This is a genomic window from Haloferax sp. S2CR25 (assembly GCF_031624535.1).
Classification (GTDB): Archaea; Halobacteriota; Halobacteria; order Halobacteriales; family Haloferacaceae; genus Haloferax; species Haloferax massiliensis.
On the sequence record NZ_JAMQOO010000001.1, the window covers coordinates 190,333 to 208,954 of the forward strand.

Below are 18,622 nucleotides of genomic sequence, written 5' to 3' on the forward strand. Positions count from 1 at the left end.
ATCGACCGCGGAGCGTTATCGCTACCGGTTGCGGAACGCGGCGAAGAAAAATCGTGAACGACGTGTGCGGGGCCGGAGGCGTCCGGGCTGTTAGGGCCCGAGTCCGAGGTACGCCGAGTTCGGGATGGCCCCGAGGAGGAACAGCACGCCGATGAGCAGCGAGTAGATGGTAATCGACATCGCCGGCGGGTCCACGTGGGTCCCGGAGTGCGAGTAGGCGATACGCTGGGTGAGCTCGCCGAGCAGCGCGCCGATGAGACCACCGACCGCGGCGGCGACGATGATGAGCGGTTCGTTACCGCCGACCATCGGCGCGGCGATGGCCGCGAACGACGAGCCGCCGAGCGTGATGTGGTGGGTGACGGGAATCTTCTCGACGCCGAGGTTCAAGAACAGCAGGCTGGCCGCCGAGATACCGTAGGCGAGGAAGAAGCTCTCCGTGATGAGCCACGTCCAACCGCCGAGGATACCGGCCCCGAGGCCGATGACCACGATGTTGACCCACTTGTACTGGTGGGGAAGCCACGGCTCGGTCGCGGGTCGGCCGCTGCCGTCGCCGCGCGTCTCTCCCTTCTCGAACGGCGACATGTCGAGGAGGCCGCTGCCGGCGGGCGAGCCGATGAGCGGGTAGCCGAAGGCGATACGCGCGATGAACGCCGTCGTCATGACGGACAGCGCGACGCTGTCGAGCGGGAGGCCGATGCCGCCCGCGACGCGGGAGATGAGGAGCCCGAGGACGCCGAAGAGACCGCCGACGGCGAGGATGTCGGGCTGCGTGCCGAACGCGTACGTGATGTCCTTACCGAAGTGGTAGCCGCCCTCGCTGGGGTCCATATCGGCGTACCGCTTGCCCGCGTAGGCGCTGGCGGCGACGCCGCCGGCGAAGGCGATATGCGGGCCGACGAACGGGCCGAACCCGATACTGCTGGTGATACCCGTTCCGAGTTCGCCGGCGGTGATGAGGTCGGCACCTTCGAACTGTCGGATGATGATGCCCGCCGTCTCGCCGAGCAGCACGACGAAGCCGGTGAAGATGAACGACGGCAGCGCGCCGAGGGCCGCGCCGAACATCCCGCCCGCGAACGCCGCGAGCAGGAGGACGATGAACCGCTCGGTACTGACGCCGATGACCGGAATCTGGAGTGCGAATGTTTCGAACACGTGTTACTCCTCCCGTGCCCAGTCGAGCGAGCGGTCGACGGCCTCCTTCCAGCGGCCGTAGCGCGCTTCGACGTTCTGTGGGTCTTTCGGACCGAACTCGCGGTCGACCTGCCAGTTGTCGCGGAGTTCGTCGAGCGTCTCCCAGTAGCCGACGGCGAGGCCGGCGGCGTACGCCGACCCGAGCGCGGTCGTCTCGTCGACCTGCGGGCGGACGATTTCCGTGTCGAGGATGTTCGACTGGAGCTGGCAGAGGAAGTTGTTCTTGACAGCGCCGCCGTCGACGCGGAGACTGGAGAGGTCGATGTCGCTGTCGGACTCCATCGCCTCGGCCACGTCGCGCGTCTGGAACGCGATGGATTCGAGCGTCGCGCGGACGATGTGCTCGCGGCGGGTGCCGCGGGTCATGCCGACGATGGTGCCGCGGGCGCGCTGGTCCCAGTGGGGCGCGCCGAGGCCCGTGAACGCGGGGACGAAGTAGACGCCGTCGGTGGACTCGACCGACCGAGCGAGCTTCTCGGACTCGCCGGCGTTGTCGATGAGCGTCATGTCTTCGAGCCACTCGATAGCCGCGCCGGTGATGAAGATAGAGCCTTCGAGGGCGTACTGGACCGGCTCACCGGAGCGCTGGAAGCCGACGGTGGTGAGGAGGCCGTGTTCGGACATGACCGCCTCCTCGCCGGTGTTCATCAGCATGAACGAGCCGGTGCCGTAGGTGTTCTTCGCGTCGCCGGCGTCGAAACAGGTCTGGCCGAACAGCGCGGCCTGCTGGTCGCCGAGCGCGCCGGCGACGGGGACTTCCGCGCCGAGGAAGCCGTCCGCGTCGGTCTCGCCGTAGTGGTCGTCGTCGGACGACGGGCGGACCTCGGGGAGGAGTTCGCGCGGGACGTTGAACTCCTCTAAGAGTTCGTCGTCCCACTCCATGTCGTGGATGTTGAACAGCATGGTCCGCGACGCGTTCGTCACGTCCGTGATGTGGTTCCCCGTCAGATTGTAGATGAGCCACGTGTCGATGGTCCCGAAGGCGAGTTCGCCGTCTTTGGCGCGGTCTCGGATATCCTCGGGTCGGGAGCGCTGGAGCTTGATGGGGTCGGAGTTGTCCAGCAGCCACTCGGCCTTCGTCGCGGAGAAGTACGCGTCGGGTTCGAGACCCGTCTTGGCGCGCACGTCGTCGGTCTTGCCGTCCGCTTCGAGCGTCTCGATGCGGTCGGTCGTCCGACGGTCCTGCCAGACGATGGCGTTGTGAATCGGCTGTCCGGTCTCACGGTCCCAGATGAGCGTCGTCTCGCGCTGGTTCGTGATCCCGATGGCTTCCAACTGCTCGGGGTCGAGCCCGGCGCTCGAAAGCGCCGCGTCGATGACCTTCTTCGTGTTGTCCCAAATCTCGTTTGCGTCGTGTTCGACCCAACCGGGCTCTGGGTAGATCTGTTCGTGCTTCTCGTAGGCGTTGGCGACCACCTTGCCGTCGTGGTCGAACACCATGAACCGCGTGCCTGTGGTACCCTGATCGATGGCACCGACGTAAGTTTCTCCTGACATTTCTAACCAACCTCGATACGAACTCTCGGTGTGAGAGTCCTACCACTACAAACGTGTACAAATTATATGATAAATGTTTCTTTACTACTCCCCCGCATATTGTGTAGAACGAATCCGCAGTATAGGCTCCATGTCGGCTGAATATGGGGAGTACTATTTCACACGGACACTTTTTCGACCGTTTTACTCAACGAGGCGGTCTGCCGGACAGAACGACCACGTCCGCCGAGTAACGGGCGAAAACGGCGATAAACAGGCAATATAATCCGCCAAATCGCCGGCGATTCGGCGCGCGCGCCGAGCGCGGCGACGTTCGAGTGGTCCGGCGCTCGAACGCGTTCGTCCGTCAGCCGTGCGCGCGTGTCAGACCAGCGCCTCTTCGAGGAGCTGGAGCGGGTGTTTGATGTCGTAGCCCGTGCCGTGTTCCATCTGCATCGAGCAGGTGGGGCACTCGGTCATGCCGACGCTCCCCTGCGCGTGCTCCATGTGGTCGAACATGTCCGCGCCGATCTGCATCGACTTGTCGTACTTCTCTTCCTTCCAGCCGTAGGTGCCGGAGATGCCGGAACAGGAGTTGCCCACGTCCTCGATTTCGACGCCGTCGAGCTGGCGGAACAGCTCGACCGCCTGCCGGTCGAGGCCCTGATTGCGGCCGTGACACGGCGCGTGGTACGCGAAGGCTTGGTCGTCGACCGATGCCTCGCGAACCGCGCCTTCGAGGTCCTCGTGGATGCGCAGGTACTCCAGCGCCTCGTAGGTGTGCGCCGAGAGGTCCTCGATGCCGTCGATGTCGAACAGTTCGGGGTACTCCTGGCGGAGCGACATCGAACAGGAGGTACACGACGCGATGATGTCGTAGCCCTCGCGGATGAGCCCCGCGAAGTTGTCGACGTTGATGCCGGCGGCGCGCTTGGCGTCGTCGAGCATGCCGTTCGCGAACATCGGCGTCCCCGAACAGCGCTGTTTGGGGACGACGACCTCGTAGCCGAACGACTCGAAGACGCGGACCATCGCCTTGCCCACCTCGGGCGTGTTGTAGTTGGAGTAACAGCCGTGGAAGTAGGCGACGCGCTTTTCCTCGGAGCGGACCTGCGGGCCGCCGCGTTCGTTCCACCACTCGCGGAACGTCTGGGTGGCGAACTCGGGGAAGTCGCGCTCGGCCGTGATACCGAGTACTTTCTCGTTTATCCGCTGGACGACCGAGTTGCCCATGACGGCGTTCGCCAGCCGCGGGAACATACCACCCAGCTGGGCGAGCGTGCCGTAGTTGGCGAGGATGCGGTTGCGGATGTACTCCCGCGAGAGCTTGTCCATCTCCTCGTCGACGTACTCGCCGCGGGCCGTGTTGTGCATCTGGCTGAGCGGGACGCCCGACGGACAGGCGTCGTCACAGCGCATGCAGTTCGAACACGACATGATGGAGTCGTCGACGGCCTCGTCTTCCTTGCGCTTGAGCCGCCACTGCTCCGGCCCTTGGAACTTCGGCCCGGGGAACTCGTCGTCGACCTCGGCGACCGGGCAGGACACGTCGCAGGCGGTACACTTGTAACAGTTGTCCGCGCCGGGACGGAGGTCCATGTCGGTGCTGTCGGGGAACACCTCGACGGCCTCGAAGTCGTCTGTCTGTGCGTCGGGGGTCAGCGTTGGATTGCCTGGGGATTCTGCGTCGCTCATCTGGTTGCCTCCTCGCCCGCGAGGCGGCCGGCGACGGCACCCGTCGCCAGCGAGACGCCGCTCGCGGATTTCTCGCGCGCCACGTCGGCACCGCCGACGACGCCGCCCGCGGCGCGCAGGTTCTCGAAGTGCGGTTCGCCGTCTTCGTCGGTCGGCCGGAGTTCGTCGTCGGGGACGACGCCGAAGCGCGCGAACGCGTGGTCGCCGAACGCCTCGGGTTCGGACCAGTCGTAGCGGTCCTCGGGGTGCGGGACGTGACAGCCGAAGACGGGCTCTGTGACCGATTCGCGGTCGGAGTCGAGGCCCTTGCCGACGAGGCCGCCGGTCGCGAGGACGACCTGGTCGGCCGAGTAGGGCGTCGGTCTGTTCTTCTGGTCGACGATGACCGTCTCGACGCGGCCGTCTTCGGCCTCGAAATCGACCGCCGGGTTGCCCGCGGAGATGCGGACGCCAGCCTCGTCGAGCGCGTCGAACAGGATGTCCTCCAACTTGAGTCCGAGCAGACTCGGCGGGCCGGTCGGCACCTCGAAGACGGGGACGCCCAGCCGGTCCGAAAGCTCCGCGCGAACGTCCTCGTCGTGGTCGTCGCCGAGCATCGCCGGGAAGCCGACGCGCGACTCGCCGTCCAGTTCCGCGGCGACGGTGTCGGCGAGGACGGAGCGAACCGTGCCGCCGTCCACCGTCTCATCGCGGTCGAGCGCCTTGGCGAACCGCGTCACCTTCGCGTCGGAGCGGAACCGCTTGGGGAACTCGACGGTGACGCCGCGGGCCGAAAACGGCACGCCGGCGGCCGCGAGGTGGTCGGCCGCGACGGGCGCGTCGAAGTCCGTGAGGCCCGCGAAGCCGACCAGAAGCGTGTCGCCGGACGAACTGGCGAGGCCGGGCGCGACCGACTCGGGGTAGCGCGCGGTCGGCTTCACCGCGCCGCCGTGGGTCATCACGAGCGCGTTCGAGTCGGTGTGGCCGCCGCGGTAGGCGTCGCCGACCGCCTCGTCGAAGACGCGGAGGCCGGCGCGGACGCCGTCCTCGCCGACGACGCGGTAGGGGTGACCCTCCGGGAGCGCGTCGAGACCGGCGTAGGGGTCCGAGAGGGGACCGTCGCCGCCGGCGTAACCGAGCACGTCGACGAGGCCGCTGGCCTGTCGGAGCGTGCTCTTCTTGTGGGCGAGCAGGCGCACGCGAGCGCCCGTCTCCGCGGCCGAGAGCGCGGCCGTGCAGGCGGCGATACCGCCGCCGATGACGAGCACGTCGTCAGTTATCGCCATCGGCACCTCCGAGCGCGTCGTCGCTCGCGCGGTCGTCGAGTCGGCCGCCGTCCGCGACCGCGCCGCCGGACGCGACGCCCGAGGCGTCGTCCTCCGAAGCGCCGCCGTCGTCGAAGGCAGCGAAGTCGATGTCGGCGTCGGCCGCCGCGGGGTCCTCGTCGCGGTTCATCGTGGCCGCGTGGAGCATGTGCTTCAGCGCGGTCTGGGAGAGCTGCGTGCCCCACATGGCGTGGCGCTCGCCCTTCCAGCGCTCCTGATAGAGGTCGTCGAGGGACGCGCGAATGGTCTCCTCGTCGTACTCGGGCGCGAGTTCGTTCGCCATCCGGTGACAGCATATCGCGCCCTGACAGTTACCCATCGAGGCGCGCGTCTGGATGCGCACGGAGTTGAGCTCCGTGCCGGCGGTGTCGAGGGCGTCCTGAATCTCGGCGCGGGTGACGGCCTCGCACTCGCAGACGACCGGGTTGGGGTCGACGCTGTTGAGCACCTCGTCGGCGCGCGAGCCGAGCCGCTGGGCCGACCGGCGGCCGATGGGCGACCGCAGGCCGAAGTCGTCCATGTAGTCGCGGAGGACGGTGAAGTCCTCGCTCCCCGGAAGCGGCACGTCGGCGGTGCGGCACTCGGCGTCGACGCCGAGCTTCTCGCAGACGTGGTCCGAAATCTGCTCGGCCATCATCCGATAGGTGGTGAGCTTGCCGCCGACGATGCTCGTCATGCCCGGCAGGTCGTCGCGGTCGGCGTGGTCCAACAGGAAGAACTCGCGGGTGATGTCCGTCGGGTCTTCCGTGCCGGTGCCCGGCGGCTCGTACAGCGGGCGAACGCCCCAGAAGGAGCGAATCGTCCGCGCCTCGGCCAGCATGGGAACGAGCTCCGACAGCGTCTCTATCATCAGGTCGACTTCCCAGCCCTCTTCGGGGTAGTCTTCCGGGTCCTCGACCTCCTCGTCGGTCGTCCCGAGGATGCACGTCGTCTCGTGGGGGACGACGATGTCGGCGTCGCCCTTCGGCCGACAGCGGTTGATGACCGTGTCGACCTGCCGGGTGTTCATGATGGTCATGACGCCCTTCGACGGGCGGACTTCCACGTCGACGCCGGCGAGGTCGCCGATTTGGCCGGCCCACGCGCCCGTCGCGTTGACGACGTAGTCGGCGCGGATTTCCTCGACCTCGCCGGGCTCGCCGTGGACGTACGGGCCGGTACCGGTCTGGTGGGTGACCTCGACGCCGACGACCTCGCCGCCCTCGACGAGCACGTCGGTGACCTCGGAGTGCGTCTCGATGCGCGCGCCGTGTTCGACGGCGCTCGCGGCGTTCGCCACGCAGAGGCGGAACGGGTCGACCGCCCCGTCCGGGACCTTGATGGCGCGTTTGATGTCCTTGGCGAGGTACGGCTCTATCTCGCGCGCTTCCTCGGCGGACAGCACCTCGGCCGGAATGCCGCACTCGCGGCAGCCCTCCAGTTTCTTCTCGAAGTACTCGTCGGAGTCCTCGGGGCGCTGGACGAACAGGCCCCCCGTCATCTCGACGCAGTGGCCCGCGATGCGCCGCAGGACGCGGTTCTCCTCGATACACTCCTTGGCGGACGGCTGATCCGATACCGCGTACCGACCCCCGCTGTGGAGGAGTCCGTGCATCCGCCCCGTCGTCCCGTGTGTGAGGTTCCCCTTCTCGACGAGGGTCACGTCCAGCCCGCGCATCGCGAGGTCGCGCGCGATGCCCGTGCCGGTCGACCCCCCGCCAATGACGAGGACGCTCGGCGATTTTTTCATCTGTCTTTCGTGAGGTAGGACCGACGGCACTTTATTTTACCTTCACTCGTCTCGCGTCCCGTTCGTCTCACGGAACGGACCACTTCGCTCGCGGGACTCCCATCGGTGCGCCCGTAGAATACCGTAGCTCGGCGTTTCTACACCGAATCGAAACGGCAGCGATAATTCAAAATTATCGATGCAATTAGTTACGTTCGCCCTTGGTGCGGCGGTAGTCGCGAACCTCTCAACTGCCTTCGAGGCGGCCGTCCCGGCCGATTCCCGTGTTTCGTGTTCTCTCTTGTCAGGGGTGCTGTCGGTAGTGGTCGGTTTTTAGGCGTGTGCCGGATACCCTCTGCCACGGGACTTATCACGCTATGCGCCTCGAAGACAGAATCACCAGGCGACGTCGCCGCGGGGGGAAGCGACCCCGGCTCGTTCGGGACCTGAGCGCGCTCGACCCGACAGCCCACCCGGACGAGCCGACCGGCCGCGGCCCGACGCTCGAACGCATCCTCGACCACCTCGACCCCGTGTTCGACGGCGACCTGCCGCCCGACGCCCACGTCCACGGGCCGAAGGGCGTCGGGAAGTCGGCGGTCGTCGCGACGCTCTTCGAGCACCTCGCCAGCGCGCTCCCCTCTCGGCGGTCGGTCATTCACACCACCACGCGCACCGCCGCCACGCCGACGACCTCGTTCGCCTACGTCGACTCCCGGGACGCCCCGACCGAGTTCGCGCTCCTCCACGCGGCGCTCGACGCGCTCTGCGAGGAGGCGGTGCCGTCGCAGGGCGTCGGCGTCGAGGCGCTCCGCGAACGGCTCACCGAGCGCGTCGGGCACGACGAGCACGCGGTCGTCGCCGTCGACCACGTCGGCGAGCCCGAGACCTACTCCGCGGCGACGGCGGTCGAGACGCTCTCGTCGGTGTCGCCGCACGTCTCGGTGCTCACCGTCGGGCGCGACCCCCGCGACGACGCGCGTGCGGGCGGCGATACCGGCGCGACCGACGCGCCGTCGATCGCCGTCTCGGCCTACGAGCGCCACAGTCTCGTCGATATCCTCGTCGCGCGCGCGTCGGACGGCGTCACCCGCAACGCGCTCCCGCACGAGGCGACGCGCGAGGTCGCCGAGTGGGCCGACGGCGACGCCCACGACGCGCTGTCGGCGCTCTACGGGGCGGCGACGCTCGCCGCCGCCGACGGCGCGGAGACCATCGACACCGAGTACGTCTGCGCCGGCATCGACGCCGTTCCTGACGACGGCTGCTCGCTGGGGCGCGTGTTCGCGCTCCCCGAGAGCCGTCGCCGCGTCCTCCGGGCGTTCGTCGCGCTCGACGACGAGGCGACGGCCTCCGTCTCGGCGGCGACCGAGCACATCGCCGCGTCGCCGCGGGTGTCGCTGTCGCCGGCGACCGTCCGCCGCGTCCTCTACGAGCTTTCGGACCTCGGCATCGTCCGGCGCGTCTCTGACGACGACTCCACCGACGGGCCGGGCCGGCCGGCGACGCGACCCATCCCGAACTTCTCGACGCTAGCGTTCCGCGGGCTGGACGACGCCGAGCGTTGAGTGTCGAAAACGACGAACCCGACCTGCGGCGCGGTTCTCCCCGACCGCTGAACCTTTTTCCCCCGTCTCCCAACTCCGGGTATGGTTCCGCCGCTCGTACTCGACATCGACGGGACGCTCACCGACGCGGATGGCCACCTCGACCCCCGCGCGTTCGAAGTGCTCCCGTCGTGGGACGCCCCCGTCATCCTCGCCACCGGCAAGGCGTTTCCCTATCCGGTCTCGCTGTGTCACTACCTCGGACTCCCCCAGACGGTCATCGCGGAGAACGGCGGGGTCGTCCTCGCCGACGGCGAGGTGACATTCACCGGCGACCGCGAGGCCGCGCAGGCCGCCGCCGACGAGTTCGTCGCGCGCGGCGGCGATCTCGGGTGGGACGCCGCGGACACCGCAAACCGATGGCGCGAGACCGAAATCATCGCCCGTCTCGACGCCGACGAGGCGCTCCTCCGCGAGGTCGCAGACGAGTTCGACCTTGAGGTCATCGACACCGGCTTCGCCTACCACATCAAGACGCCGGGAGTCGAGAAGGGCGTCGGCCTCGAACGCGTCTGCGAGACGATGGACTACGACCCCGAGGAGTTCGTCGCCGTCGGCGACAGCGTCAACGACGCCTCGACGTTCGGCGTCGCCGGGCGGTCGTTCGCCGTCGCCAACGCCGACGACGTGGCCAAGGAGGCGGCCGACACGGTGCTCGACCAGTCGTACATGGACGGCACGCTGTCCGTGCTCGAATCGCTCCGCGAAAACGAGTAGGCGTCCGCTCCGCTCGCCCCGCCGACGACTGTCGCCCGACCACTCAGACGACCGCGGTGCGGTCGCTCCGTCCGTCGGGACTGCGACTACCCGAACGCCCCGGTAACGGGGTCAAACGGCGTCTCAGGCCGGTTCCTCGAAGGGTGCGAAGCGCCCGTTGATATCCCACTCGTGGATGCAGTAGGCGCTCCCGACCTGTTTTTCGCCGTCCGCTTCGGCGACGAGCCACGTCGCGGCGTCGTCGTCCCAGCGTTCCACCCGACCACAGCGCTCGCAGACGCGTCGCGTCGGCCGTCGAAGTTGGGGTTCCATACGTGTGAGACCGATTTCCGGGCAAAAAAGCCCATCGCCGTCGGCAGTTTCGCGGTCGGTCCTCGAACGCCTCCCCGCGACTCCGACCCGAACTCGACGAGTCGGTTGTGCGCGGGACGAACACGCATCGCCCGGAACCGATGGGACTTACGGGACGGGGCGCGGAGGTGTTCGCATGGGCTTTCATACCTTCGACGCCGACAGGGCGGCGAAGCTCGACGACCCCGCGCGATTCCGCTTCGTCTCGCGGGAGGAACTGCTGTCGCACCTCGGCGTCGGCCCCGACCGCGTCGTCGCCGACCTCGGGAGCGGGACCGGCTTTTTCACCGACGAGGTCGCCCCCTTCGTCGGCACGCTCTACGCCGTGGACGTACAGGAGGTCATGCACGACTACTACCGCGAGAAGGGCGCGCCCGACAACGTCGAGTTCGTCACGGCCGACGTGGCGTCGCTCCCGCTCGACGACGACCACCTCGATGCCGCCTTCTCGACGATGACGTACCACGAGTTCGCCACCGACGACGCCCTCGCGGAACTCGCCCGCGTCGTCCGCCCCGGCGGCAGTGTGGTCGTGGTCGATTGGTCCACAGCCGGCTCGGGCGAGGACGGCCCGCCGCGCGACGAGCGGTTCGGCCTCGGCGACGCCGTCTCGGCGCTCGAATCGGCCGGTTTCACCGTCTCTCACGGCGAGACGCGACGCGAGACGTTCGTCTGCGTCGCCCGGCGCTGACGCTGCTCCGTCAGCGAACCGCGCCGCCGCCTCGGGTGAACTGAACAGTATTGGTTCCTGTCTCCCATTTGTTTCCCGTTCGAGATGATCGACGCCGGATAATATTAACATCCTAGAGTAATTTGGTGAATATCAGGACAACGCTTACCACCGGGCCTGTGGTACTCTCACTCATGGTATTGAATAACTCAGTCATCGACGACTATCGTTCGACGGAGGGCTACTACGAGTGTCGCTCCTGTCGCACGCGGACAGTGAGCGAGACTCACCTGTCGTCGTGCCCGGACTGCGGCGGGTCGGTTCGAAACATCGCCGTCGCCCGCGAGTGAGTGTCGTTCGCGCGAGCCGCATAGTCCGGGTCCGCCCGTAACCGTCCGACTTCCTTCTCACGGGAGTCGTCGCCCCGGCGCGGCGGTGGCGACTGCGCTCCCGTTCAGGACTCGATGACGTCCGTGTAGCGGTCGACGAGCAGGACCACTGCCGCGCCGACGACGGCCGCCACGGCGAACGTGGCGTACAGTCCGGTCGTCCACGACTCCCCCGCGGCGACGAGTTCCTCCGTGCTCTTCACCACCGGCGCGCGCAGCGCCCCGACGATGAGGCTCACGAGGAACGCGAGCGTCGCCCGTCGGTGGTGTTCGAGCGCCCAGCGGACGGCGTGCGCGATGGTGAACAGGCCGACGACGGCCCCGAGCATGAACGTGACGACGATCGTTCCCGGTTCGACGACGACCGACAGCGGCGCGCCGCCGGCGACGTCGATGAGGCTGTCGAGGAACGTGTTGAGCGCCGCGGTCATGTACTCGTACTGGCCGAGAATCAACAGGAGGAGCGACCCCGAGACGCCGGGCAGAATCATCGCGCTGACGGCGATGCCGCCGGCGAACGCGATGGCTGGGAGCGAGTGTCCGGCCACCCCGGCACCGCCGCCGGAGGCGATGAAGGCGATGCCGAAGCCGGTGACGGCGGCCGCGATTTGTCGGGGGCCGTCGAGCGAGACCTGCGCGTACAGGACGACCGCCGAGGCGGCGATGAGCCCGAAGAAAAAGCCGTACGTCGGGACCGGTGCCTCGTTGAGCGCGATGTGGAGCACGCGCATCACGGTCACGATGGCGGTGGCGATACCCGCGCCGAGCGCGAGCAGGAAGCCGATATCGACTTCGCGCATCGCCGCGACCGCGTCGGCCCGGCGACTGGGGATGACGACGCCGAGGCCGCGTTTGATGCGACCGGGCGTGATGGCCGTCACCGCGCCGATGAGCCGTTCGTAGATGCCAGTGATGAGCGCGATAGTTCCACCCGAGACGCCCGGCACGGCGTCGGCGGCCCCCATACAGACGCCTTTCAGGTAGATGAGAAGCCACGAGAAACGGGCTGTCGACCCGTCTGAGTTCCTCGACATTGCGTTGTCGGATGCTCTCTCGGGGAGGATATCAGTCCACCGTTCGAGATTCCGGTCCGCTCGGGAGTGAGCCGTACTCGGAAAGAATCAAAGCTCACGGCGCTCACAACTCTGTCAATGAAGCTCAGCATCATCGGCAGCGGGTACGTCGGCACGACGGTCGCGGCCTGCTTCGCGGAGCTCGGCCACCACGTCGTCAACGTCGACATCGACGACGATATCGTTCGGGCGTTGAACGAGGGCCGGTGCCCGATTCACGAGCCCGGCCTGACCGAACTCGTCGAACGGCACGCGGGAGACCGACTCCGGGCGACGACCGACTACGACGAGGTTCTCGACACGGATGCGACGTTTCTCGCCCTCCCGACCCCGTCGAACGACGACGGTAGTATCGACCTCGGCGCGATGAAGGCCGCGGCGACGTCGCTCGGCGAGACGCTGGCGCGGAAAGACGGCGCGCATCTCGTGGTCACCAAGAGTACGGTCGTTCCGACGACGACGGTCGACGTCATCGGACCGCGAATCGAGGAGGCGTCTGGGAAACGTGTCGGCGAGGGGTTCGATATCGCGATGAATCCCGAGTTCCTCCGCGAGGGCACCGCCGTCGACGACTTCCTCGCGCCGGACAAGATCGTCCTCGGCGCACAGACCGAACGCGCGTACGAGCGACTCGCCGAGATTTTCGCCCCGCTCGTCGAACGCGCCGGGAACCCGCCGGTCGTCGAGACCGGAATCAGCGAAGCCGAGATGATAAAGTACGCCAACAACGCCTTCCTCGCATCGAAAATCAGCCTCGCCAACGACCTCGCGAACATCTGCAAGGAGTTCGGCGTCGACTCCGCGGAGGTGTTGGAGACCATTGGTCTCGACTCCCGTATCGGCTCGGCGTTCCTCGGTGCGGGTCTCGGTTGGGGCGGGTCGTGCTTCCCGAAGGACACGGCCGCGATCATCGCCGCCGCCCGCGGTCGGGGCTACGAACCGCGCCTTTTGCAGGCCGCCGTCGACGTGAACGACGGCCAACCAGAGCGAATGCTCGGCCTCCTCCGTGAGCGCGTCGACCTCGACGGCACGCGCGTCGCCGTGCTCGGGCTCGCGTTCAAGCCCGGCACCGACGACATCCGGAAGTCGCGGGCGACGTTACTCATCGGTTCGCTCCTCGACGCCGGAGCCGACGTCGTCGGGTACGACCCCGTCGCAACCGAAAACATGCGCGAGCGGTTCCCCGACATCGAGTACGCCGACTCGGCCGCAGACGCGCTCGCGGGCGCCGATGCGGCGCTCGTCGCGACCGACTGGGACGAGTTCGCGGCGCTCGACGACGAGTTCGACGCCATGCGCTCGCCCGTCGTCATCGACGGCCGCCGCATCGTCACTCGACGCGACGGCATCGACTACGAGTCGCTCGTCTAAGGCCCCCACGAATCACTCTCTGAATCGCTCGAAAAAGACAAAAAGCCGCCAGCGTCGCCGTTCGTTTCGTTACGGAGCGACCGTGACCGCGCCGGCGTCGACTGACGCCGAGGTCGGCGCCGACTCGTTCGTCTGCGAGTCGTCCGACGAGGAGTTCCCGGTCAGATCGAGTTCCTCTTCGTTCCGTTCGAGGGTGACCTGCACGGCACCGTCTTCGGCACCGTTGACGAGGCCCTCCTCGACGGCGACGTTCTCCGCCTGGTAGCTGACGACGGTGTTGTTCCCGGCGACCGACGTCGGGCCGGTGAACGCGTAGCCGCCCGTCGCGCGGACGCTGACGTTCGTGTAGCCGTTGTTCGGCCCGTACTCGTCGTAGCCGGTCGTGGAGTACGGGAGCGTCATCGTGAACTCACCGTCGGCGTCGGTCTGCGCCTGCTGCGTGTAGGTGAAGTTCGTGCCCGTGGTCAGGTCGCGCATCTGGACGCGCGCGGTCACCGTCGCGTTGGCCGGGGCACCGCTGCCTTCGACCGTCGCGCCGGGGACGCGCTCGAACGTCTTGACCCACGAGGGGTTGTTGGGGACGAGCGCCTGCGGCTGGATGCCGTAGGTGTTGCCCTCCCTGACGATGGAGTTCTGGTAAGCTCCCGAGCGGAGCGCCGAACTGTTCGAGGACTTCACGAGGCGGTAGTGTTCGAGCGCGGCAACGCGCTCCTCGGGGAACGTGCCGAGACCGCCGATCTGTGAGGTCGGGTCGTTCGCGACGTACTCCTCTGCTGCGGTCATGTTATCGAACACCCTGACCGCCTGCCCGTCCGAGGGCGTCACTTTGAACGTCACCGAACCGTCGGCGGACGTGCGCTCTTCCCAATCGACGACGATCGGCGACGCCTCGCGGGCGCTGCCGTGGTACGCGTAGAGCCGAACCATCAGGCTCTCGTAGTAACGCTGGTCCTTGACGTTCGATGCGGCGGCGATAGTCGTCTGCCCGTTCTGCTCTTGCAGCCGATACATCGGACTGTAGAAGTCCGACGTGGAGACGTTCGACTCGTCGTAGAAGACGGTCGGCGCGGCGAACTTCGAGTCGGTCGAAGCCATCTGCCAGTCGACCATGACGTAGCGAGTCTGATCGCCTTCGCCGTCGTCACCCATCGAGGTGAGGACCGATTCAGCCTGCTGTTCGTCGTCGGCGAGGAGGAAATTCGCTGCCCCGGTAGCACCTCCTTGGAACGGGTTCGCGTTCGGGATTCGTTCGCCGAGGACGGTGATCCAGTGACCGTAGTCCCACCAGGACATGACGCCGTAGGAGCCGTCCGGATAGTCGAAGTCGTCTGCGTACTCGTACGTCCCGTAGTACTCCATCCGGTTCGATGCGCCGCCGAATTCGCCTTCCGCGGGTGTGTTGTTCTGCATCCAGGAGAGACTTCCGTCCCACTGAGTGACGGTCCCTGGACCGGTTTGAGACGCTTGCATAGCGGTCTGAGACACGCCGCCGTTACCGAGTTGGATCGGGATGATGAGGACGGGCGTGAGGATGAGGAGGACGGCAATCACGACCGCTGCGACCTGACCATACGAGACGTCGTCGAGGCGGTCGACGCTCGCGAAGCCGATGAAGTCGATTCTGAGGACTTCTCGAAGGAGGTAGGCGTTCATCACCGCGACGACGACCGCGAGGTAGTAGTTGAAACGAACCTGCGTGAAGGCGGCAGAGGTCATAATAGCTGCCCACACGAGGACGAACAGCTGCTCGCTCTCGTAGTCAGCTTGCATCACTGCCCCCACGATGAGTGCGGTGACGATGGTCAGACTGACGAGCGACGATTCGACGCCGAGGGCACTACCGATCCCTGCCGGAAGCGCCGGTATCAAGAAGAGTACTCCGATGAGGGTGAGGCTCCCGGCGACGTATCCAATCCTCCGCGAGTTCCCACCCTTGACGAGTGGTTTCGCGACGAGCCAAACTGCCGCGAGAGCACCTGTGAAGAAGGTGAAACCGTACTCGGACATGATACGGCCGACAGCAGTCTGTCCGCTCGACTGGAGTATGTTCGCTGCGAGGAACGGCTGAGCTTCACTGATAGTTCGGGTCGCAGCACCTGCGCTGAAGCCGACCGTCCGGAGGAAGTTGCGTGCAATCGAATCGAAAACACTCGGGAGGATGAGAGAGAACAGCACTGTTCCGACAAGCATGGTTCCGCCAACCACTGCAGGATAGTATCGATCGTCGACGTCGTTCGATTCCCACCACCGGGCGAGTGCGGCGAGGAACACAGCACCGATGGCTACACCGAGTGAGAACAGTGGTTGCAAGAAGCTGAATCCAGTCACACCGAATCCCGACTCCTCAATTGGGATAAACATCAACATGCCAGTGACTGTCATCGACACGACACCGACGAACGCGACATGTTCGGGGGACTGCCCACGTACGTAGTCGGAAACCATCCTCAGGACCAAGAAGAGGCCAAAAATACCGACGAGAAGAATTCCCGGTGGCCACGACCACATGTAGATGGCCGTTGCGACGCCGGCGAGAACGGACCATTTCAGGGGTTCACGGAGCGCATTGAGGTCACCTGCCTCAACGAGTTCCCAGACGGGTTTCTCTCTGTCCGCAACCGTCAGGGCGATCATAATCGTCAAGACGGCAAATCCCATGAAGAACGGTTCTGCGATATTGTGATCTGCGAACCCGACGAGCCCACGTTGGAGGAATGCTCCTGGGAGAAGCATCAGAATAATTGCACCAAAGAGGCCACCGAGACGACCACCGAGACGTTTCCCGATAAGGTAGGCTGGGATAACGGTCAACGCACCGAAGACGGCCGGAGCTACCAAGAGCGTCTTGGCCACGAGGTCTGAAGACGGGCTTCCCAGACCGACGACGAGCGCAGCGGTCGCGATAATTTGGTCGTAAACTGTCCCGAACTGACCTGCGGTCCGACCGAACGGGAATTCGGTCCACGGATCGAACGGCATCGTCGTGGGCCAGTTCCGGACGGTGTATTCCACCTGGCGAAGATGATACCAGGCGTCGTTTCCTGAGAAGAACACCGAGTCCCCTCGAATGAACGCGTCATAACTGCGGAGGCGTATCCACAACATGACGAGGATAATAGTCGAGAGGACTGGTATGTGATACCAGTCGCGAACGAGATCCGCTATGGAGGGCGAATACTCTGTTTGCTCGTCGCTCATTGTGACCAACAACCGCCATGCCGTTCATAAGCCTTGTGATAGTCTGTGTCGGTAGAAATAGATATTCACAAATCGAAGGGCAACGCTTATTCGAGACTCTTCGGTAACCTCGGCTTATGGAAGTCTCCGTCGTGGTCTGTACGTACTCGATGGAACGGTACGAGTCATTCTCCGAGACTGTTGAGAGTGTCCTCGAACAGACCTACGAACCCCTCGAAATCGTCATCGTTGTCGATGGTAACGAGGAGATGTTCGTCCGCGTGCAAGACGACTTCGGTGACATCGACGGTATCGTTCTCCACTGCAACGACCAGAATCAAGGTATCTCTTACAGTCGAACAAAGGGGGCAGAAATCGCCTCCGGTGAAATTGTTGCAATGATCGATGACGACGCGACGGCGGAACCCGACTGGATAGAGAAATTCGTCCAGACCTACGAAGAATACCCAGAAGCTGTCGCTGTCGGTGGCCACGTCATTCCAGACTGGGTTGCGCAAAAACCCGACTTTTTCCCTGAAGAGTTCTACTGGCTCGTCGGCTGTGACGAACGTGGATTCGGAGAGCATATGGAAGAGGTTCGAAACACCTACGGCTCGAATATCTCATTCAAGCGCGACATTTTTCTCGAAGTAGGCGGCTACGACACGAATACCGGTCGAAAAGGTGACAAACACGTACAGGCACACGAAGCTCCTGTCTGTATCCGTATCCACGAGCAGACGGGCAAGCGCGTCATCTATAACAAAGAAGCGCGCGTGAACCACAAACTCTTTGAATACCGAACTAAGTTCGACTGGCTCGTCTTTCGTTCGTTCTGGCAGGGCTACTCAAAGCGCGTGATGGACTTGTTGTACCCCCAAGCATCAGATGACAAAAACGAGTATCTGAAGGACTTAATGCTCGTTTATGTCGTTAACCGGCTCAAGAATCTCGTCAAAGAGCCATCGATGGCGAAAGCCCAGCAGCTAATTGCTATCTTCGTGTTCACTGCGGCGGTTGGATTTGGTTATGTGTATGGTCTGTTGACGCCGAACCTCGTGGAGAAGACGAACGCGTAGCGTAGTTCCAGATTACTCCGATTGGAGACGCCGCTCTGCCTCTTCTCGGTCCTCTGGATAGCCGATGTCCATCCGCCAACCGTTGATACGAATCGCGTCAATCGTTCTCCCGGAGCGGATGAGCAGGTCGATTGCTTCACTAATCTCGTACTCGCCACGGTTCGATGGCTGAACGAGGTGACACGCGTAGAAGATTGCAGGGGTAAACGTGTAGAATCCAGTCATCACGAGATTCGACGGTGGCTCTTCGGGTTTCTCGATAACCTCTGTAATCTCTCCGTAATCGTTGGTCACGCAGACGCCGTAGCGGGAGGCTTCGTCCCACTCCACCTCTTCGACGAGGAAAGCAGCATCTGCGCGGTCCTCACGCTGTCGCTTGACAACGTCGCTCAAGTTGGCGTTAAAGATGTTGTCGCCGAGCATGAGCATGAAATCTTCGTCAACGTGGTCTTCCACAGTTAGGAGGGCGTGTGCAAGACCCTTCTGTTCACGCTGGTGGGCATAGGTAATGGGAACTCCACGGTACTCGTCATCATAATGGCTGATGATAATCTCTTTTTTATATCCGACGACGACAGCGAGCTTCTCCGCTCCGAGTTCGACTAATTGGTCAAAACAGTGTGTGAGGATAGGTTTGCCGTCAACTTCAACCATACCCTTAGGTTTGTCATCGGTGAGAGGCTGAAGGCGAGTCCCTTTGCCAGCGGCGAGAACGACTGCTTGCATATACAGAGCATATTATCAAGGATACTAATAGGTTCTCTGCTGATCTGAACAGAGATGGATAGGTTTATACACGCACACT

General features: G+C 64.9%; 15 protein-coding genes. 6 read left to right on the forward strand and 9 right to left on the reverse strand.

The window, feature by feature from the left end; genetic code table 11:
• Positions 1 to 90 precede the first annotated feature (90 nt).
• From NDI65_RS00945 to glpA, 5 genes are all read right to left on the reverse strand, one after another.
• The gene (locus NDI65_RS00945; protein WP_089777817.1) at positions 91 to 1,161 is read right to left on the reverse strand and encodes a hypothetical protein; all 1,071 of its coding nucleotides are present in this window, start codon (positions 1,159 to 1,161) and stop codon (positions 91 to 93) included.
• A 3-nt stretch (positions 1,162 to 1,164) separates the two neighbouring features.
• The gene (gene glpK, locus NDI65_RS00950) at positions 1,165 to 2,697 is read right to left on the reverse strand and encodes a glycerol kinase GlpK (RefSeq protein ID WP_089777819.1); all 1,533 of its coding nucleotides are present in this window, start codon (positions 2,695 to 2,697) and stop codon (positions 1,165 to 1,167) included.
• A gap of 363 nt (positions 2,698 to 3,060) precedes the next feature.
• Positions 3,061 to 4,371 carry an anaerobic glycerol-3-phosphate dehydrogenase subunit C gene (locus tag NDI65_RS00955; protein ID WP_310893154.1) on the reverse strand — a complete coding sequence of 437 codons (1,311 nt, stop codon included), beginning with the start codon at positions 4,369 to 4,371 and terminating at the stop codon, positions 3,061 to 3,063.
• On the reverse strand, positions 4,368 to 5,636 hold the full coding sequence (gene glpB, locus NDI65_RS00960; protein WP_089779854.1) for a glycerol-3-phosphate dehydrogenase subunit GlpB: 1,269 nt from the start codon (positions 5,634 to 5,636) through the stop codon (positions 4,368 to 4,370). The genes NDI65_RS00955 and glpB overlap by 4 nt, the downstream gene beginning before the upstream one ends.
• On the reverse strand, positions 5,623 to 7,404 hold the full coding sequence (gene glpA / locus NDI65_RS00965; RefSeq protein WP_089777823.1) for an anaerobic glycerol-3-phosphate dehydrogenase subunit GlpA: 1,782 nt from the start codon (positions 7,402 to 7,404) through the stop codon (positions 5,623 to 5,625). Before glpA ends, glpB begins: the two co-directional genes overlap by 14 nt.
• 356 nt (positions 7,405 to 7,760) lie before the next feature.
• Here glpA and NDI65_RS00970 point away from each other — a divergent pair, with 356 nt between their 5' ends.
• Positions 7,761 to 8,951 (forward strand): AAA family ATPase, encoded by a 1,191-nt coding sequence (locus NDI65_RS00970; RefSeq protein ID WP_089777824.1) that lies wholly within the window; start codon positions 7,761 to 7,763, stop codon positions 8,949 to 8,951.
• A gap of 81 nt (positions 8,952 to 9,032) precedes the next feature.
• Positions 9,033 to 9,707 (forward strand): phosphoglycolate phosphatase, encoded by a 675-nt coding sequence (locus NDI65_RS00975; RefSeq protein WP_042663807.1) that lies wholly within the window; start codon positions 9,033 to 9,035, stop codon positions 9,705 to 9,707.
• A gap of 123 nt (positions 9,708 to 9,830) precedes the next feature.
• On the opposite strand, the gene NDI65_RS00980 is transcribed toward NDI65_RS00975, so the two are convergent.
• Entirely contained in the window at positions 9,831 to 10,019 is a 189-nt protein-coding gene (locus NDI65_RS00980; protein ID WP_042663830.1) for an HEWD family protein, read from the reverse strand.
• Between the two features lie 175 nt (positions 10,020 to 10,194).
• On the opposite strand from NDI65_RS00980, the gene NDI65_RS00985 reads away from it, so the two are divergent.
• Positions 10,195 to 10,749, forward strand: a complete 555-nt coding sequence (locus NDI65_RS00985; protein ID WP_310893156.1) for a methyltransferase domain-containing protein — start codon at positions 10,195 to 10,197, stop codon at positions 10,747 to 10,749.
• A 173-nt stretch (positions 10,750 to 10,922) separates the two neighbouring features.
• Positions 10,923 to 11,078: a rubrerythrin-like domain-containing protein gene (locus tag NDI65_RS00990; protein ID WP_128081458.1), complete on the forward strand. Its 156-nt coding sequence runs from the start codon at positions 10,923 to 10,925 to the stop codon at positions 11,076 to 11,078.
• A 104-nt stretch (positions 11,079 to 11,182) separates the two neighbouring features.
• Here NDI65_RS00990 and NDI65_RS00995 read toward each other — a convergent pair whose 3' ends face one another.
• Entirely contained in the window at positions 11,183 to 12,151 is a 969-nt protein-coding gene (locus NDI65_RS00995) for a DUF368 domain-containing protein (RefSeq protein ID WP_310893158.1), read from the reverse strand.
• Between the two features lie 117 nt (positions 12,152 to 12,268).
• On the opposite strand from NDI65_RS00995, the gene aglM reads away from it, so the two are divergent.
• The gene (aglM, locus tag NDI65_RS01000; protein ID WP_310893160.1) at positions 12,269 to 13,561 is read left to right on the forward strand and encodes a UDP-glucose 6-dehydrogenase AglM; all 1,293 of its coding nucleotides are present in this window, start codon (positions 12,269 to 12,271) and stop codon (positions 13,559 to 13,561) included.
• 69 nt (positions 13,562 to 13,630) lie between these two features.
• Here aglM and NDI65_RS01005 read toward each other — a convergent pair whose 3' ends face one another.
• Positions 13,631 to 16,759, reverse strand: a complete 3,129-nt coding sequence (locus NDI65_RS01005) for an oligosaccharyl transferase, archaeosortase A system-associated (protein ID WP_310893162.1) — start codon at positions 16,757 to 16,759, stop codon at positions 13,631 to 13,633.
• A 116-nt stretch (positions 16,760 to 16,875) separates the two neighbouring features.
• Between NDI65_RS01005 and aglG the strand changes: the two genes are divergently transcribed.
• On the forward strand, positions 16,876 to 17,817 hold the full coding sequence (gene aglG, locus NDI65_RS01010; protein WP_310893164.1) for a glucosyl-dolichyl phosphate glucuronosyltransferase: 942 nt from the start codon (positions 16,876 to 16,878) through the stop codon (positions 17,815 to 17,817).
• 12 nt (positions 17,818 to 17,829) lie between these two features.
• On the opposite strand, the gene aglF is transcribed toward aglG, so the two are convergent.
• Positions 17,830 to 18,543: a UTP--glucose-1-phosphate uridylyltransferase AglF gene (gene aglF / locus NDI65_RS01015; protein ID WP_310893166.1), complete on the reverse strand. Its 714-nt coding sequence runs from the start codon at positions 18,541 to 18,543 to the stop codon at positions 17,830 to 17,832.
• Positions 18,544 to 18,622 lie beyond the last annotated feature (79 nt).

What these genes read in the sequence shown, in the direction of transcription:
- glpK (WP_089777819.1), bottom strand. Translation starts at nt 2,697, where the DNA reads ATGTCAGGAGAAACTTACGTCGGTGCCATCGATCAGGGTACCACAGGC.
- NDI65_RS00955 (WP_310893154.1), bottom strand. Translation starts at nt 4,371, where the DNA reads ATGAGCGACGCAGAATCCCCAGGCAATCCAACGCTGACCCCCGACGCA.
- glpB (WP_089779854.1), bottom strand. Translation starts at nt 5,636, where the DNA reads ATGGCGATAACTGACGACGTGCTCGTCATCGGCGGCGGTATCGCCGCC.
- glpA (WP_089777823.1), bottom strand. Translation starts at nt 7,404, where the DNA reads ATGAAAAAATCGCCGAGCGTCCTCGTCATTGGCGGGGGGTCGACCGGC.
- NDI65_RS00970 (WP_089777824.1), top strand. Translation starts at nt 7,761, where the DNA reads ATGCGCCTCGAAGACAGAATCACCAGGCGACGTCGCCGCGGGGGGAAG.
- NDI65_RS00975 (WP_042663807.1), top strand. Translation starts at nt 9,033, where the DNA reads ATGGTTCCGCCGCTCGTACTCGACATCGACGGGACGCTCACCGACGCG.
- NDI65_RS00980 (WP_042663830.1), bottom strand. Translation starts at nt 10,019, where the DNA reads ATGGAACCCCAACTTCGACGGCCGACGCGACGCGTCTGCGAGCGCTGT.
- NDI65_RS00985 (WP_310893156.1), top strand. Translation starts at nt 10,195, where the DNA reads ATGGGCTTTCATACCTTCGACGCCGACAGGGCGGCGAAGCTCGACGAC.
- NDI65_RS00990 (WP_128081458.1), top strand. Translation starts at nt 10,923, where the DNA reads ATGGTATTGAATAACTCAGTCATCGACGACTATCGTTCGACGGAGGGC.
- NDI65_RS00995 (WP_310893158.1), bottom strand. Translation starts at nt 12,151, where the DNA reads ATGTCGAGGAACTCAGACGGGTCGACAGCCCGTTTCTCGTGGCTTCTC.
- aglM (WP_310893160.1), top strand. Translation starts at nt 12,269, where the DNA reads ATGAAGCTCAGCATCATCGGCAGCGGGTACGTCGGCACGACGGTCGCG.
- NDI65_RS01005 (WP_310893162.1), bottom strand. Translation starts at nt 16,759, where the DNA reads ATGAGCGACGAGCAAACAGAGTATTCGCCCTCCATAGCGGATCTCGTT.
- aglG (WP_310893164.1), top strand. Translation starts at nt 16,876, where the DNA reads ATGGAAGTCTCCGTCGTGGTCTGTACGTACTCGATGGAACGGTACGAG.
- aglF (WP_310893166.1), bottom strand. Translation starts at nt 18,543, where the DNA reads ATGCAAGCAGTCGTTCTCGCCGCTGGCAAAGGGACTCGCCTTCAGCCT.